Raw genomic sequence first — 15,975 nt, forward strand, 5'->3', positions numbered from 1 at the left:
CCCTCGGGGGGTGGGGTTTGGGGGGGGGGGGGGGCGGCCCCCCCCCCCCCCCCCCCCCCGCTCCCGTGCGGGCGCGCTGCGCTGCATGCTTGGGAAAACATGTTTCAGAGAACTAGAGAAGAGGCGCTCCGTAATAACGGCCGATGATGTCCCGATAGGTCGGGTCGTCCAGATGGGTGGCGGGCTCGAATTCGGGAGAGTGCTTCACCTGGTCCCGGGTGAGGGCGACATGGATCCGCTTGTCGTCGGGGTCGAGCCGGGTCACGGTGCCGGCCGGCAGCAGGACCCGCTTGCCGAAGATCCACGGCCCGGTGTCCACCACGAGGTGCGCGGAGCCCACCTCGTCCGAATGGTTGTCGACCTTGCCGATGTCGCCGTCCGCGGCCTCCACCTTCCAGCCGCGCAGATCAGCACCGGCCAGATGGCCGCTGGTGTCCTTGAAACCCCACAGGTCCTCGCTCATCGGGATGCCCCTTTCCGTTGCGGTGTCCGTCGTCCGGGTCGTCGCGGTCAGCGGTGGAAGGCGTCGTTGGCCTTCTGCTTCGCCTCGCGGGTCTCGCCCTTGACCTGGTCGATACGGCCCTCGGCGGCAAGCCGGTCGTTTCCGGTGACGCGGCCGATCATTTCCTTGGCCTTGCCCTTGGCCTGTTCGGCCTTCGCGCCGGTCTTCTTGTCGGCAGACATCGTCTCGCCTCCAGAATGGGTCTTTGTGCGTACGCCCTACGCCTGGCCGATTCGGCGGGCTTCAAACGGGCCTGCGGCCAAGGCGGTTGAATTCAGCCGGCGGCGAGGACCTCATGGAGGAAAGCGTCCACGTCGACCGTTTCCTCGCCCTCGGGTACGGCCTCGTAGGTCCGGTCGAGGAAATGGCGCAGGGCGGGCTCCCACGCGCAGAAGACGGCGCATCCCCAGGCGCCGTCGAGTCCGCACCCCGCGAGTTCGATGCGCGCCTCGCGCCGGCCATCGACGGTGCGCGGGGAGACGCGTACGTCTCCGTCACCGGCCTCTTCGGCCAGGCCCCGGGCCAGCAGATCGCGCTCGATGGTCCAGGTGACGGCCACGTCCTCCTGGATCTCGAAGCACACGCGGACGGCGAACGGATCGCCGGCGTCGTACTGGAGCCGTGTGACGAGCGGGATGCGTTCGGCCCCGTCGACTTCCAGGTTCATGAACACGGTCTCGGACAGGGACAACACGGATCGCCTCCAGCATCCGGGCTCGGGCAGCGGGCGACGGCCGGGTCCGGGTCGTTCGACCGCGACGGGGCTCCGGCCCGCCTCGGGGCCCCGTCGCGGTGTCGCCCGTGGTCAGGCGTGGGCGATCTGGTCCCCGGCCATCCCGGTGCGGAGCTTGGTCAGGATGCGTGACAGCAGGCGCGAGACCTGCATCTGCGAGACGCCAAGTTCGGCACCGATCTCGGCCTGGGTCAGCTCCTCCCCGAACCGCATGCTCACGATCCGGCGTTCGCGCTCGGTCAGCTCACCCATCAGGGGGGCCAGGGACTGGAGGTTCTCCACCTTCTCCATGCCCGGGTCCTCCTCGCCGATGAAGTCGACCAGGGTGCGGCTGCGGCCGCCCGCGGTGCCGCCCGCCTCTTCCGTGTCGGCGGACATGTCGAGGGAGCCCGCGGTGTAGCCGTTGGCGGCCACCAGGCCCTCGACGACCTCTTCCTCGTCCCGGTTCAGATGGGCGGCCAGTTCGCGCACCGTCGGATCGCGGTCCAGATCGCGGGCCAGGGACTCCTTGGCCTTCGCGATGTCGACCCGCAGCTCCTGGAGACGGCGCGGCACGTGCACGGCCCACGTGGTGTCACGGAAGAAGCGCTTGATCTCCCCGACGATGTACGGCACGGCGAAGGAGGTGAACTCGACTTCGCGCGACAGCTCGAACCGGTCGATCGCCTTGATGAGGCCGATCGTGCCGACCTGGATCACGTCCTCCATCTCACCGCTGCCGCGGTTGCGGAAGCGGCCGGCCGCGAAGCGCACCAGCGAGAGGTTCATCTCGATCAGCGTGTTCCGCGCGTACTGGTATTCGTGCGTACCTTCTTCGAGCACCTGGAGCCGCTCGAAGAAGACCTTCGAAAGCTCGCGGGCGTCCTTCGGCGCGACCTTCCCCGCGTCCTCGACCCAGGGCAACTCCCCCACCGCGGGCTCCATGGTCGTGGCCGCCGTCCGGTCCGCCAGCTCCGGTCCCGTCACCTGCGCCGCTGCCATGAGGACAACCTCCCTAGTCACCGTGCTTCACCTGTCGAAGCCCTCGGGTGCCCCCTTCACACCGGATCATGCATCACATCACCCGATCGGACGCGGCACGGCGAGGAAGGCCGGTTCCAGGAAGGTCCGGCGGCCTAGCGCGGGAGGGCCACGCAGACCCTTTTGCCACCGTCGCCGCACGGTTTGACCGCCACGCTGCGCGCGAGGTTGCGGACCAGGAGCCAGCCGAACCCGCCGTCGTGGCCCCGCATGTCGGGCCTGCGTTCGCACGGCGGTTCGGGGCTCGGGTCCTGAACGCTGATGTGCAGCGTGCTGGGATCGGCGGTGAAGCGCAGAGCCGTGGCGCCACCGGCGTGGCGCAGTGCGTTCGTGACCAGTTCGGAGACCACGAGCAGGACGTTCTCGACGCTCTCGCGGGACGGGATCGGCGCGAGGGCGGAGAGGAAGGTACGGGCCTCGTCACGAGCCTGAGCCGGGCTGGCCGGGCCGGTGGTCCGCTGGTCGGTGCCCGGCGAAGCGCCGGTGGTGGCAGGCGGGCGCGCCATGTGGAAACCTCCAGAGGTTTTGCCCTTGGTTGGATGTACTGAGGCTTCTGCCCAGCTTCCCCATGGCCGAACGTGTGCGTCCGGCCATGGCCCCGCCATCAGCCGGTCTCGGCCTCGGCGGCCCTCGCGATGTTGCGGGCCATCCCGCCGAACACGATGGCGTGGAACGGCGAGACGCTCCACCAGTAGGCGTGGCCGAACAGCCCGCGCGGATGGAACACCGCCCGCTGCCGGTAGCGGCTGCGCCCCGCGCCGGTCTCCTCGACGCGCATCTCCAGCCAGGCCAGACCCGGCAGCCGCATCTCGGCGCGCAGGCGCAGGAGCCGCCCCGGTTCGATCTCCTCGACCCGCCAGAAGTCCAGCGAGTCGCCGACCCGCAGCCGCGCCGCGTCACGCCGGCCCCGTCGCAGTCCGACGCCGCCCACCAGCCGGTCGAGCCAGCCGCGCAGCGCCCAGGCCACGGGGAGCGAGTACCAGCCGTTCTCGCCGCCGATGCCCTCGACCACCCGCCACAGGGCGCTCGCCGGGGCGTGCACGTCACGCTCGCGCACATCGGTGTAGAGGCTGCCGCCCGCCCAGTCCGGGTCGGTGGGCAGCGGATCGCTGGGGGCGCCGGGCACCGCGGCGTTGGACCAGCGGGTCATGACCTGGGCGTCGCGGACCCGCAGCAGGGCGAGCGCGAGTGCCTCGTCGAAGGCGAGGGGCGCGCCGGGCTCGTCGGGCACGTACCGCGCGATGTCGTGTTCGCCGCAGACCACCTCGTGGCGCAGCGACTCCGCGAGCGGACGGGCGATCGAGCGCGGCACCGGCGTGACGAGTCCGATCCAGTGGCTGGAGAGCCGGGGGCTGAGCATGGGCACCGGCAGGATCAGCCGGTGCGGCAGGCCCGCGACCTTGGCGTAACGCTCCATCATGTCGCGGTACGTCATGATGTCGGGCCCCGCGATGTCGAAGGCCCGGTCGACCTCGTCGGGCATCCGCGCCGATGCCACCAGATAGCGCAGCACGTCGCGGATGGCGATGGGCTGGATGCGGGTGCCGACCCAGCTGGGCGTCACCATGACGGGCAGGCGCTCGGTCAGATAGCGCAGCATCTCGAAGGAGGCCGAGCCCGAGCCGATGACCACGGCGGCCCGCAGCAATGTGGCCGGCACTGGGCCGGCCAGCAGGATCTCGCCCACCTCGGCGCGCGAGCGCAGATGCGGCGACAGCTGGGAGACCGGCACGTCGGACGGGGTCAGCCCGCCGAGGTAGACGATCCGGCGCACCTCGGCCCCGGCGGCCACGTCGGCGAAGAGGCGGGCGGCCTTGCGGTCGGTCTCCTCGAAGCCCGCTCCGGTGCCCAGGGCGTGCACGAGGTAGTAGGCGATGTCGACGTCGCGCATCGCGCCGATCATCGACGCGCGGTCGGTGACGTCACCGCGCACCACGTCCACCTGCCCGGCCCAGGGCTGGTCGCGCAGCTTCTCGGGCGAGCGGGCCAGGCAGCGCACCCGGTGGCCGGCCGCCAGGAGTTCGGGCACGAGCCGTCCTCCGACGTATCCGGTGGCGCCGGTCACCAGACAGGTGAGCGGGGCGCTGCCGTGCTGGGTCTCGTCTCCTGAAGCCACGGGGACTCGCTTCCTGTACGGGCGGGCCCGGGCGCTCCGGGCCGCACGCCGGAGGGGGGAACCGCTGTCGACCGGATACACGGTGTCATCCGGCGTCCGGAGATGGCCGCACCCACGCCCACGCGGGTGCGGCGCGGTCCTCCCGCTCGGCGCACGGCCTTTCCGCTCAGCTCACGACGGCCCGCTCCACCAGGAGGCGGACCGCGGCGGCGATCGACTCGGCGTCGATGCCCGCCAGGTGCAGCTGCTCCTCGGGAGTGGCCGACGTCGGCATGTTCCGCACGCCGAGCCGTACCAGGCGCGGCACCGGCCGGCCGTCGGCGAACGCCTCGGCGACCGCGTCGCCGAGGCCGCCCTCGACGCGGTGGTCCTCGACCGTGACCAGGCATCCGGTGGCCTCGGCCGCGGCGCGCAGGGTCTCGGCGTCGACCGGCTTCACCGAGTACAGGTCGATGACCCGTACGTCGATGTCCTGCGCCGAGAGGAGCTGCGCGGCACGCAGCGCCTCGTGGACGGTGCCGCCCGCGGCCACGATCGTCAGGCGGTCCTGGTCGCCGGAGCGCAGCACCTTGGAGCCGCCGATCGGGAACCGTTCGTCGGGGCCGTAGATGACCGGGGTGTCGCCGCGGCTGGTGCGCAGATAGCGCACGCCCGTCAACTCGGCCATGGAGGCGATGAGTTGGGCGGTCTGGTTGGCGTCGCAGGGGTAGAGGACGGTGCTGCCGTGCACGGACCGGAACATCGCCAGGTCCTCCAGGCCCATCTGCGAGGGTCCGTCCTCGCCGATGGCGACGCCCGCGTGCGAGCCGACGAGGTTGATGTCGGCGCGGCTGACGGCGGCCATCCGCACGAAGTCGTGGGCGCGGGTGAGGAACGCCGCGAACGATCCGGCGAAGGGCACGTAGCCGCGGGTCTGGAGGCCCACGGCGGCGGCTACCAGCTGCTGCTCGGCGATGTAGCACTCGAAGTACCGCTCGGGGTGGTCCTTGGCGAACAGCTCCGTACGGGTGGAGTCGCCCACCTCGCCGTCGAGCGCCACCACGTCCTCGCGGGCCGAGCCCAGTGCGGCGAGCGCCTTGCCGTAGGCGTCGCGGGTGGCGACCGAGTCGCCGATGTCGTAGCGCGGCAGCTCCAGGCCGTCGGTGCCGGAGGTGCCGGGCTTGCGGCGGGGTGGAGCGGCGGGCGGCGCGGTGACGTCCACCCGGACGAACCGGGGGCCGCCGAGTTCTTCGATGGCCGCGTCCGCGTCGGGCAGCGGCTTGCCGTGCTTGCCCTCCTGGTTGTCGACCGCCTCGACGCCCCGACCCTTGTGGGTGCGGGCGATGATCGCGGTGGGCTGTCCGGTCGTGGCCGTGGCCTCGGCGAACGCGGCGTCCACCGCTTCGACGTCGTGGCCGTCGATCTCGATGGTGTGCCAGCCGAACGCCGCCAGGCGGCGCGCGTAGGCGTCGAGGTCCCAGCCGTGCCGGGTGGGGCCGCGCTGGCCGAGCCGGTTCACGTCCACGATCAGCGTGAGGTTGTCCAGGTGCTCGTACGCCGCGTGCTCGGCGGCCTCCCACACCGATCCCTCGGCCATCTCGCTGTCGCCGGACAGCACCCACACCCGGTACGGCGCGTGTTCGAGACGCTTGCCCGCGAGGGCCATGCCGACGCCGACCGGCAGCCCCTGCCCGAGCGAGCCGGTGGCCACGTCGACCCAGGGCAGCCGCGGGGTGGGATGCCCCTCCAGGAGGCTGTCGCGTTGCCGGAAGGTCAGGAGCTGTTCGTCGTCGACCGCGCCGGCCGCCCGGTACATGGCGTAGAGCAGCGGGGAGGCGTGGCCCTTGGAGAAGATCAACCGGTCGTTGCCCGGGTGGTCGGGCTGGTCGAAGTCGTAGCGCAGATGGCGGGCGAGCAGCACGGCGGCCAGGTCCGCGGCGGACATGGAGGACGTCGGGTGGCCCGAGTTCGCCGCGTCGGCTGCGCGCACCGAGTCGACCCTCAACTGCTGTCCCAGTTCGGTGAGTTCGAGCGCGGCTTCGCGTTGCATGACACTCCTTGCGTTCGACGGCCCGGCGGGCGGGCCGATGGATGGGACGTCGGGCCAGGGCCACGGCGGGGCCGCGACCCACCCGCGCGTGCCCCTCGGGCCGCACGGACCCGAGGGCCGCCCCGCTTCGGGTATCCCCGGCTCCTGGGCCCAAACGGTCACATACTGTCGTCATCGGAACTCCTGCCCGGAACTCGCACCGAGCCTTCGCCACGCCCGCTCCGAATCACCTGAGTGGTGGCCGCGGTCCTGGAGGATCTGACCGGCGGCCGCCCGAGGGTGGCTGCCGCAGCCACCCGCCCCAGTCCGTGCCGCAAGCCCAGTCCGTGCCGTAAGCCCCGAGGAGTCCAGCCCGTGACGGTGTCCGTGGTCCTGTTCACGTCCGACCTGCGGTTGCACGACAACCCCGTACTGTCCGCCGCCGTGCGCGCCTCCGATCAGGTGGTGCCGCTGTTCGTGGCCGACGACGGGGTGCGGGCCGCCGGCTTCGACGCGCCCAACCGGCGGGCCTTCCTCGCCGACTGCCTTCGCGACCTGGACGCCGGGCTGCGCAAGCGCGGCGGGCACCTGGTGGTCCGCTCCGGCGCGGTGGTGGACGAGGTCTGCGCCGTCGTGCGGGCGGTGGGCGCCGACCGGGTGCACCTCGCGGGCGGGGTGAGCGGCTACGCGGCGGGCCGCGAGCGGCGGCTGCGGGAGGCGCTTGAGCCGATCGGCTGCGGGCTTTCGGTGCACGACGCGGTGGTGACCGCGCTCGCGCCCGGCACCGTCACCCCCACGGACCGCGATCACTACACCGTGTTCACGCCGTTCTTCCGGCGCTGGTCCGAGGAGGGCGTACGGGAGGTGGCGCCGACGCCGCGGAAGATCGCGGTGCCCGACATCACGGCCGGCTCGCTCCCGCGGCGCTCCCAGGTGGAGGGCGTCTCCCCCGGGCTCGTGGAGGGCGGCGAGACGGCGGGCCGCAGTCAGTTGCACAAGTGGCTGGCCGACGGTGTCACCGAGTACGAGGAGACCCACGACGATCTGGCGGGCGACGCCACCTCCCGCCTCTCGCCCTTCCTGCACTTCGGGGCGCTGTCCCCCGTCGAACTCGTCCAGCTGGCGCGGCGCGCCGGCTCGCCGGGCGCGGAGGCCTTCGTACGGCAGCTGGCCTGGCGGGACTTCCACTACCAGGTGCTCGCGGCGCGTCCCGCCGCCGCCCACGCGGACTACCGGCCGCGCGGCGACCGGTGGCGCGACGACGAGCACGAGGTCGCGGCCTGGCGGGCGGGCCGCACCGGCTATCCCCTGGTGGACGCGGCGATGCGCCAGCTCGCCCACGAGGGGTGGATGCACAACCGGGGCCGGATGCTGGTGGCGAGCTTCCTCACCAAGACCCTGTACGCCGACTGGCGGACCGGCGCCCGGCACTTCCTCGACCTGCTCGTCGACGGCGACGTGGCCAACAACCAGATGAACTGGCAGTGGGTGGCGGGGACCGGCACCGACACCCGCCCCAACCGCGTCCTCAACCCGGTGGTGCAGGGCAAGCGCTTCGATGCGGACGGCTCCTACGTACGCCGCTGGGTGCCCGAACTCGCCGACCTGGAGCGGAAGTTCATCCACGAACCGTGGAAGCTCGACGACGCCGCCCGGGCGGACCTCGACTACCCCGAGCCGATCGTGGACCTCGCCGAGGGACGCGCCCGCTTCGAACAGGCGCGCGGGGTCTGAAGTCCCGGAGCCCCACCCCTCCACGAAGTGGCGCGCGTCACACGCATGGGGCCGGGGATGGGGGGCATGAGGTGTTCAAGCCCCCTCGGGGCCAGGCGTCCCCCCGACCTGGCCCGGGCTTGCGGCCCCGCCATCCACTCCCCCCCCCGGATGCGCGGGGCCGCCCCTTGGGGCCCGGCGTACGCGACCGCCTCCCGGCGCTCCGCACTCGCCGGCACCCCAACACCTCAGCACCTCAGCGCCTCCGCACGACAGCACCTCAGCGGACGGTGACGCCGATCAGGCAGGTGTCGTCGTCGGTGTCGGCGTTGGTGTAGCGCAGCAGATGATCGAGCTGGTCCTCCAGCTGGCCTCCGCGCCCCAACTCCCTTGGTTTGCGGGCCACTTGGAGCAGACTCTCCAAAGAGTCCTGCACCGAGCGGTCCCGGCGCTCGATGAGTCCGTCGGTGTACATCAGCAGGGTGTCACCGGTCTCCAGCTGGGTGCGGCCCTCTTCGTACGTGGCCTGGCCGATGGCGCCGAGCAGGATGCCGCCGAGCTTCGGCAGCGCCTCCACCTTGCCGTCCCGCAGCAGCACCGGCGGCAGATGACCGGCCCTGGCCCAGCGCAGCAGGCGCGAGCCCGGATCGTAGAGGCCGCAGACCGCGGTCGCCGTGACGTGGTCGGTGAGGTGGTGGGTGACGGTGTTCAGCCAGGCGAGCAGCTGGGCGGGCCCGGCCCCGGTGGTGGCGAGGCCGCGCAGCGCGTTGCGCAGCGCGACCATGCCGGTCGCGGCCTCGATGCCGTGTCCGGCCACGTCGCCCACGCACAGCAGCACCTGTCCGGACGGCAGGGCCACGGCGTCGTACCAGTCGCCGCCGACGAGGTGGTCCTTCTCGGCCGGGCGGTAGCGCACCGCCACGCTCAGGTTGTGCAGCTCCACGGGGCCGTGGCTGGGCGGCATGATGGCGTGCTGGAGGCGCAGCGCGAGGCGGTTGCGTTCGGCCGTCTCCTGCTGGCTCTGGGCGAGCTGGTCGCGGGTGGCGGCCAGGGCGACCTCGGTCCAGTGCTGGGCCGAGACGTCCTGGTAGGCGCCGCGCACGGCGGTGACCCGGGCGTTCTCGTCCAGTACGGGCTCGGCGACGACCCGGATGTGCCGGGCCACGCTGTCGGCGCGCTGCAGCCGGAACGCGGTGGACGCCGGGCGCTGGTGGTGCAGGAGCGCCCGCAGGAACCGTCCGATGGAGTGGGCGTCGTCGGGGTGGACGTGCGCGGCCAGGTGTTCCAGGGGGATCGGTTCGGAGGTGGGCGGCAGGCCGTGGAGTTCGAAGAGGGTCTCGTTCCAGGCGATGTCACCGGTGAGGAAGTTCTCCTCGAACCCGCCGATGCGGCCCAGGCGTTGGGCGTGCTGGAGCAGACTGGCGACCTTCGGCGCCCCGTCGTCCAGCCGCCAGACCACCAGCACATGGGCTCCCTGGCGGCTGATGCTGACCTGCGCCTGGGTGGTCAGGGCGACGGTGTCCACGACGGCCGCGAGCCGCATGCTCTCGGCACGGAACGGCTCGCCGGTGGCGAGGACGTGTTCCACCTTGTCGAAGAGGCCGCCGGGTTCGGCCGCCAGCGGATAGGCGTCGAGCAGCAGGGCGCCGGCGATCTCGTTCCTGGGCCGTCCGGCGAAGTCGACGAACCGCGCGTTGACGTGCCGGATCAGGAAGTCGGCGGGGGTGTCCGCGGTGTCCAGGAGGGGTTGCAGCACCAGGCAGGGGTCGTTGAGGCCGTCGGTGAGGTCGAGCAGTTCGGTGAGCCGCGGGTCGGCGGGCTGCTTCGCGCGGGTGTCCTGTTCGCCGGAGGGATGGCTCTCCAGGGTGATCGCGCACAGCTCGGCCAGCACCTGCACCTGGCGCTCGACGGACTGCGACTGCGCGGGCAGCGGGTCGGCCCAGCAGATTTCGAGTACGCCGATGATGCGCCCGCCGGTACCGGCCGGAACGGCGATGCGTCCACCGCCCAACTCCCGCAGCCCGATGGACGGCAGGGCCGCTCCGGCCAGCGTGTCGTAGCTCGTGGTGGCCCGGTTGTCGAGGGCTTGCCGGGCCGGGGTCGGCACGCCCGGCGGCACATGGCGCCAGCGCGCCGGCTCCTCGTCACTGAACCCCGCGCTGCCGGCCAGGGACAGGGACTGGTCGGCGTGGGCGGCCCAGATGGCGACGGCGACCGCGCCGAGCGGGGCCAGCGCGTGCTGGAGGATCGACTGGGCGACGGCCTGTGCGTCGCCCGCCGAGAGGGCGCCCGCCTCGGCGCTGCGCAGGCGCAGCCCCACCGAGGCGCTGGCGGGCAGTCCGGCTTCGGCCACGAAGTCGCGGGCGACATCGGCGATCTTGTCCCGGGTCGCCTGGTTGACGAGGTCGGCCGCGAGTTCCAGGGTCGAGACGCCGGCCTGCTCGGCGAGTCCGTCCAGCTGTGCGGCGGCGACGATCGGGCTGCAGCTCAGCCGCTCGACGAGGATGCCGCTGGCCAGATCGACGAGGGCGCGCCCTTCCGACTCGGCCTGGGCGCGCTGGAGTTGGTGCTGCAACCGGTGCACGGTGTCGGCGAGCCGGCCGAAGGCGCCTTCCTGCGAGGCGGCCTCGGTCACCGCGGTCCCCTCCGTCACCGGGACGGCCTGCGGCCCCGGGACGGCCGTCGCCACCAGGGTGCGGCCGTGCTCGGCGCCGGCGCCGCCGGGTGCCTGGGCGGGCACCGGACGGTCCGGGTCCGGACGGCCGGAGCCGGTGCGCTCGTCCCCGGGCTGTTGGGGCTGGGACACGCTCTCTCCTTGCGAGGTGGACGGTCGTTGACGTGGCCGGTCGGCGTCAGGCGTTCAGCTGCCGCTTGATCCGAGCGACCAGCTCGTGCGCGTCCACGGGCTTGGTGACGTAGTCGCTGGCTCCCGAGGCCAGGCTCTTCTCCCGGTCACCGATCATCGCCTTGGCGGTCACCGCGATGATCGGCAGGTCGGCGTGTGCGGGCATGGCGCGGATGGCCGCGGTGGCCGTGTAGCCGTCCATCTCCGGCATCATCACGTCCATCAGGATGAGGTCGATCCCGGGGTGGGCGGCCAGGGTGTCGATGGCGACCCGCCCGTTCTCGGCCTGCAGGACCGACATGCCGTGCAGTTCGAGGATGCCGGTGATGGCGTACAGGTTGCGGTCGTCGTCGTCGACGACCAGCACCGTGCGCCCGGACAGCGACCGGTCGACGGAGTGACTCACCGCCACCGGCTCATCGGCCCGTACCAGCGGCAGGACGTCCCCGGGCTGGTCCGCGCTCAGGTGCAGGGCGATGCGCTCGCGCAGTTCGTCCAGGCTGGAGATCAGCTCCAACGGCTGGGAGGCGGCGCGCTGTTGGAGCAGCTGCTCCTGATCGGTGCCGAGCCGGCGGTTGTTGTGGGCGAGGACCGGCACCCCGCGCAGGGCGGCGTCGCGCGCCATGTCCTCCAGGAACCGCAGCGCCGCGTCGTCCGGCAGGTCGAGTTCGAGGACCACGCAGTGGCAGGGGGTCGCGGCGAGCGCCGCCGCGGCCTCGCTGACGCCGACGGCCGCGGTGATCTCGACGGGCCCGCGGGGATCGCCGAGGTCGGGGTGGGCGGCGAGATCGCCGACCGCGCTCTCGGCGACCAGCGAGAGCAGCCCGCGCGAGCGCTCCTCCACGACCAGGAGCCGCTTGGGCTGGACGACCTCCGGGGCGGGCGCCGCCGGGCGGTGCGGCTCGGGCTCGACGGCGGCCTCCTCCTGCGGCGCGGCGGCCAGCACCGGACGTCCGGCCTGCGTGCCCAGTTCGGCGTAGTCGGGACGGGCGACCGGCAGGTAGAAGGTGAAGGTGCTGCCCTGGCCGAGGGTGCTCTCGGCCGTGATGGCGCCGCCGAGCAGATAGGCGATCTCGCGGCTGATGGACAGACCGAGGCCGGTGCCGCCGTACTTGCGGCTGGTCGTGCCGTCGGCCTGCTGGAAGGCGCCGAAGACGGTTTCGAGGTGCTGCGACGCGATGCCGATCCCGGTGTCCATCACCTGGAAGGCGACCACCGGACCGCCGCGCCGGGCCGCCTCGGGGGCGAGGTGCTCGGCGAGCAGTTCGATGCGCAGCTCGACCCCGCCCTTCTCGGTGAACTTCACGGCATTGGACAGCAGGTTGCGCAGCACCTGGCGCAGCCGGTAGTCGTCGGTGAGCAGTTCGGCGGGCAGCGTCTCGGCGGTCCGGACGGTGAACGTCAGGCTCTTCTGGCTCGTCACCGGGCGGAAGGTGGCCTCGATGTAGTCGAGGAGCTTGCGCAGCGAGATCCGCTCGGGGCTGACGTCCATCTTGCCCGCCTCGACCTTGGACAGGTCGAGGATGTCGTTGATGAGCTGGAGCAGGTCGGAGCCCGCCGAGTGGATGATGCCGGCGTACTCGACCTGCTTGGGGGTGAGGTTGCGGCTCGGGTTCTGGGCGAGCAACTGGGCCAGGATGAGCAGGCTGTTGAGCGGGGTGCGCAGTTCGTGGCTCATGTTGGCCAGGAACTCGGACTTGTACTTGGAGGCGAGCGAGAGCTGGTGCGCCCGGTCCTCCAGCTCCTGACGGGCCTGTTCGATCTCCAGGTTCTTGGTCTCGATGTCGCGGTTCTGGGCGACCAGCAGCTCCGCCTTCTCCTCCAACTCGGCGTTGGAGGACTGGAGTTCCTCCTGCCGGGCCTGCAACTCCTGGGAGCGGGTCTGGAGTTCGGCGGTGAGACGCTGGGACTCGCCGAGCAGCTCGTCGGTGCGCGCGTTGGCGGTGATGGTGTTGACGTTGACGCCGATCGCTTCCATGAGCTGTTCGAGGAAGTCGCGGTGGATGGGCGTGAAGGCGTGCACGGTGGCGAGTTCGATGACGCCGAGCACCTGGTCCTCGACCACGATGGGCAGCACCATCAGGCCGACGGGTTCGGTGCTGCCCAGGCCCGAGGAGACCGAGACGTAGCCGGGCGGCAGGTCGTCGACGGCGATGGTGCGCCTGCTGCGGGCGGCCTGGCCGACGAAGGACTGGCCGAGTTTGAAGCGGGCGCCGAGCGTGGCCTCGGGCCGCGCGTACGAGCCGATCAGGTTGAGGTGGATCCCTTCGCGGGTCTCCTCGGCGAGGTAGAAGGCGCCGTACTGCGCGGAGACGAGCGGGGTGAGCTCGTCCATGATGAGCTCGGCGACCACGGCCAGGTCGCGCCGGCCCTGCATCAGGCCGGAGATCCGGGCCAGGTTGGACTTGAGCCAGTCCTGTTCCTCGTTGGCCCGGGTGGTCTCGCGCAGCGACTCCACCATGAAGTTGATGTTGTCCTTGAGGTCGGCGACCTCGCCGGAGGCGTCCACGGTGATGGACCGGGTCAGATCGCCCTCGGCCACGGCGCCGGTGACCTCCGCGATGGCGCGGACCTGGCGGGTGAGGTTGCCGGCCAGTTCGTTCACGTTCTCGGTGAGCCGCTTCCAGGTCCCGGAGACGCCTTCGACCTCCGCCTGGCCGCCGAGCCGGCCCTCGCTGCCGACCTCGCGCGCCACGCGCGTGACCTCGGCGGCGAAGGAGGAGAGCTGGTCGACCATCGTGTTGATGGTGGTCTTGAGTTCCAGGATCTCGCCGCGGGCGTCCACGTCGATCTTGCGGGTCAGATCGCCCTGGGCGACGGCCGTGGTCACCTGGGCGATGTTGCGCACCTGCGACGTCAGGTTGTGCGCCATGAAGTTGACGTTGTCGGTGAGGTCCTTCCAGGTGCCGGCGACGTTGGGCACCCTGGCCTGGCCCCCCAGCGTGCCCTCGGTGCCGACCTCGCGGGCCACCCGGGTCACCTCGTCGGCGAACGCGGACAGCGTGTCCACCATGGTGTTGATGACGCCGGCGAGGGCGGCGACCTCGCCCTTGGCCTCGACGTTGATCTTCTGCGAGAGGTCGCCCTTGGCGACCGCGGTGGCGACCTGGGCGATGGAACGGACCTGCCCGGTGAGGTTGGAGGCCATCACGTTGACGTTGTCGGTGAGGTCCTTCCAGGTGCCCGAGACACCCCGGACGGTGGCCTGCCCGCCGAGGTTGCCCTCGGTGCCGACCTCACGGGCCACCCGGGTCACCTCGTCGGCGAACGCGCCGAGCTGGTCGACCATCGTGTTGATGGTCTCCTTCAGCTCCAGGATCTCGCCGCGGGCGTCGACGCGGATCTTCTGCGACAGGTCGCCCTTGGCCACGGCCGTAGTGACCTCGGCGATGGAACGGACCTGCGCGGTGAGGTTGTCCGCCATGACGTTGACCGACTCGGTCAGGTCGCGCCACGTACCCGACACGTCCCGCACGTCGGCCTGCCCGCCCAGCCGCCCCTCGGTGCCCACCTCGCGTGCCACGCGGGTGACTTCGCCGGCGAACGACGAGAGCTGGTCGACCATCGTGTTGATGGTCTCCTTGAGTTCGAGGACCTCGCCCCGGGCGGTGACCGTGATCTTCTGCGACAGATCGCCCTTGGCCACGGCGGTGGCCACCTGGGCGATGGAACGGACCTGCGCGGTCAGGTTTCCGGCCATGAAGTTGACCGAGTCGGTGAGGTCGCGCCAGGTTCCCGAGACGCCCTTGACGTCGGCCTGACCGCCGAGGATGCCCTCGGTGCCCACCTCGCGGGCCATGCGGGTCACCTCGTCGGCGAATGCCGAGAGCTGGTCCACCATCGTGTTGACGGTGTTCTTCAGCTCCAGGATCTCGCCCCGGGCGTCCACAGTGATCTTCTGCGACAGGTCGCCCTGTGCCACGGCCGTGGTCACCTGGGCGATGTTGCGGACCTGGTCGGTGAGGTTTCCGGCCATGAAGTTGACCGAGTCGGTGAGGTCGCGCCACGTGCCGCCGACACCGGGCACCTGCGCCTGGCCGCCGAGCCGGCCCTCGCTGCCCACCTCGCGGGCCACCCGGGTCACCTCGTCGGCGAACGCCGAGAGCTGGTCCACCATCGTGTTGACGGTGTTCTTCAGCTCCAGGATCTCGCCCCGGGCCGCCACGTCGATCTTCTGCGACAGATCGCCCTTGGCCACCGCGGTGGCCACCTGGGCGATGTCACGGACCTGGGTCGTCAGGTTGCCGGCCATGGCGTTGACGGAGTCCGTCAGGTCCTTCCAGGTGCCGGAGACACCGGGCACCTCGGCCTGGCCGCCGAGCCGTCCCTCGGTGCCCACTTCACGGGCCACCCGGGTCACCTCGGAGGTGAACAGCGAGAGTTGGTCGACCATCCCGTTGAACACGGTGGCGATCTCACCGAGCAGCCCGTCGGTCTCACCGGGCAGCCGGGTACCGAAGTCGCCGTCGCGCACCGCGGTCAGACCCGCGAGGAGCTGGCGCAGTTCCGGTTCGCCGACCTGGGCCGGGACCGGTGCCCCGGCCGTCCGCTGCTGGGCGACGCCCGGTTTCGTCGAGCCTGCCATCGAACTTCGCCTCCGTCTTCCCCGGGCCAACGGCCCACCGGTCCCGACCACTTGGCCGGGCCGTTTCGAGGACCCCCACAAGATCCACACCGTGCGTCCACGCACCGAGGAGGTTATCCCACCAGTCCCACCTCCCGGACCCACCGGGAACGCGCTCCCCCGGGCACACACCGGGGGCGCCCGCGACACCCGTGCGCGCCGGCCTCCCGGGGTCCTGGCCGCCCTCACCGCCCCGGGGGCCGGGCCCCGAGCACCTCGAAGCCGGCCTGCCCGCGCCCAGGAAACGGGTCCCCCCGCACCGCCCGGCCCGCACCGGGTACGCCCGGGGCCGCACCCATGCACCGGCCCCGCCCGCAACTCGGCTCACCGCGCTCCCCGGGCCCCCTCGCGAAGCCGGGCGAATCTCCCGCCCTTCCTGCATCAAGACCGTTTCCCTGGGCACCTGATCGCCAC

General features: G+C 71.8%; 10 protein-coding genes. 1 reads left to right on the forward strand and 9 read right to left on the reverse strand.

Translation table 11 applies throughout. The annotated features are described in order from the left end of the window. Nucleotides 1-112: 112 nt before the first annotated feature. From ACGF3I_RS05415 to ACGF3I_RS05445, 7 genes are all read right to left on the reverse strand, one after another. Nucleotides 113-463, reverse strand: coding sequence for a PRC-barrel domain-containing protein (locus tag ACGF3I_RS05415; protein ID WP_393129261.1), 351 nt, complete (start codon nt 461-463; stop codon nt 113-115). A 47-nt stretch (nt 464-510) separates the two neighbouring features. Then, complete coding sequence (locus ACGF3I_RS05420; RefSeq protein ID WP_393129262.1) at nt 511-684, reverse strand: CsbD family protein; 174 nt, start codon at nt 682-684, stop codon at nt 511-513. Nucleotides 685-776: 92 nt separating this feature from the next. Then, a complete protein-coding gene (locus ACGF3I_RS05425; protein WP_393129263.1) occupies nt 777-1,196 on the reverse strand; it encodes an SsgA family sporulation/cell division regulator in 420 nt (139 codons plus the stop codon). Between the two features lie 111 nt (nt 1,197-1,307). After that, nucleotides 1,308-2,216 carry an RNA polymerase sigma factor SigF gene (locus ACGF3I_RS05430; RefSeq protein WP_393129264.1) on the reverse strand — a complete coding sequence of 303 codons (909 nt, stop codon included), beginning with the start codon at nt 2,214-2,216 and terminating at the stop codon, nt 1,308-1,310. A 134-nt stretch (nt 2,217-2,350) separates the two neighbouring features. Then, nucleotides 2,351-2,761, reverse strand: coding sequence for an ATP-binding protein (locus ACGF3I_RS05435; protein WP_393129265.1), 411 nt, complete (start codon nt 2,759-2,761; stop codon nt 2,351-2,353). Between the two features lie 98 nt (nt 2,762-2,859). Next, the gene (locus tag ACGF3I_RS05440; RefSeq protein ID WP_393129266.1) at nt 2,860-4,371 is read right to left on the reverse strand and encodes an SDR family oxidoreductase; all 1,512 of its coding nucleotides are present in this window, start codon (nt 4,369-4,371) and stop codon (nt 2,860-2,862) included. A 166-nt stretch (nt 4,372-4,537) separates the two neighbouring features. Continuing rightward, a complete protein-coding gene (locus ACGF3I_RS05445; protein ID WP_393129267.1) occupies nt 4,538-6,400 on the reverse strand; it encodes a transketolase in 1,863 nt (620 codons plus the stop codon). Between the two features lie 354 nt (nt 6,401-6,754). Here ACGF3I_RS05445 and ACGF3I_RS05450 point away from each other — a divergent pair, with 354 nt between their 5' ends. Further along, a complete protein-coding gene (locus ACGF3I_RS05450; protein WP_393129268.1) occupies nt 6,755-8,113 on the forward strand; it encodes a cryptochrome/photolyase family protein in 1,359 nt (452 codons plus the stop codon). 259 nt (nt 8,114-8,372) lie between these two features. Here ACGF3I_RS05450 and ACGF3I_RS05455 read toward each other — a convergent pair whose 3' ends face one another. Beyond that, complete coding sequence (locus ACGF3I_RS05455; protein ID WP_393129269.1) at nt 8,373-10,898, reverse strand: SpoIIE family protein phosphatase; 2,526 nt, start codon at nt 10,896-10,898, stop codon at nt 8,373-8,375. Nucleotides 10,899-10,944: 46 nt separating this feature from the next. After that, entirely contained in the window at nt 10,945-15,522 is a 4,578-nt protein-coding gene (locus ACGF3I_RS05460; protein ID WP_393129270.1) for a HAMP domain-containing protein, read from the reverse strand. Nucleotides 15,523-15,975: the final 453 nt, after the last annotated feature.

The organism is Streptomyces sp. NPDC048111 (assembly GCF_043202815.1).
GTDB lineage: Bacteria > Actinomycetota > Actinomycetes > Streptomycetales > Streptomycetaceae > Streptomyces.

Bases quoted from the DNA above. Each gene is read 5' to 3' on its own strand.
- ACGF3I_RS05415 (WP_393129261.1), bottom strand. From the start codon at position 463: ATGAGCGAGGACCTGTGGGGTTTCAAGGACACCAGCGGCCATCTGGCC.
- ACGF3I_RS05420 (WP_393129262.1), bottom strand. From the start codon at position 684: ATGTCTGCCGACAAGAAGACCGGCGCGAAGGCCGAACAGGCCAAGGGC.
- ACGF3I_RS05430 (WP_393129264.1), bottom strand. From the start codon at position 2,216: ATGGCAGCGGCGCAGGTGACGGGACCGGAGCTGGCGGACCGGACGGCG.
- ACGF3I_RS05435 (WP_393129265.1), bottom strand. From the start codon at position 2,761: ATGGCGCGCCCGCCTGCCACCACCGGCGCTTCGCCGGGCACCGACCAG.
- ACGF3I_RS05445 (WP_393129267.1), bottom strand. From the start codon at position 6,400: ATGCAACGCGAAGCCGCGCTCGAACTCACCGAACTGGGACAGCAGTTG.
- ACGF3I_RS05460 (WP_393129270.1), bottom strand. From the start codon at position 15,522: ATGGCAGGCTCGACGAAACCGGGCGTCGCCCAGCAGCGGACGGCCGGG.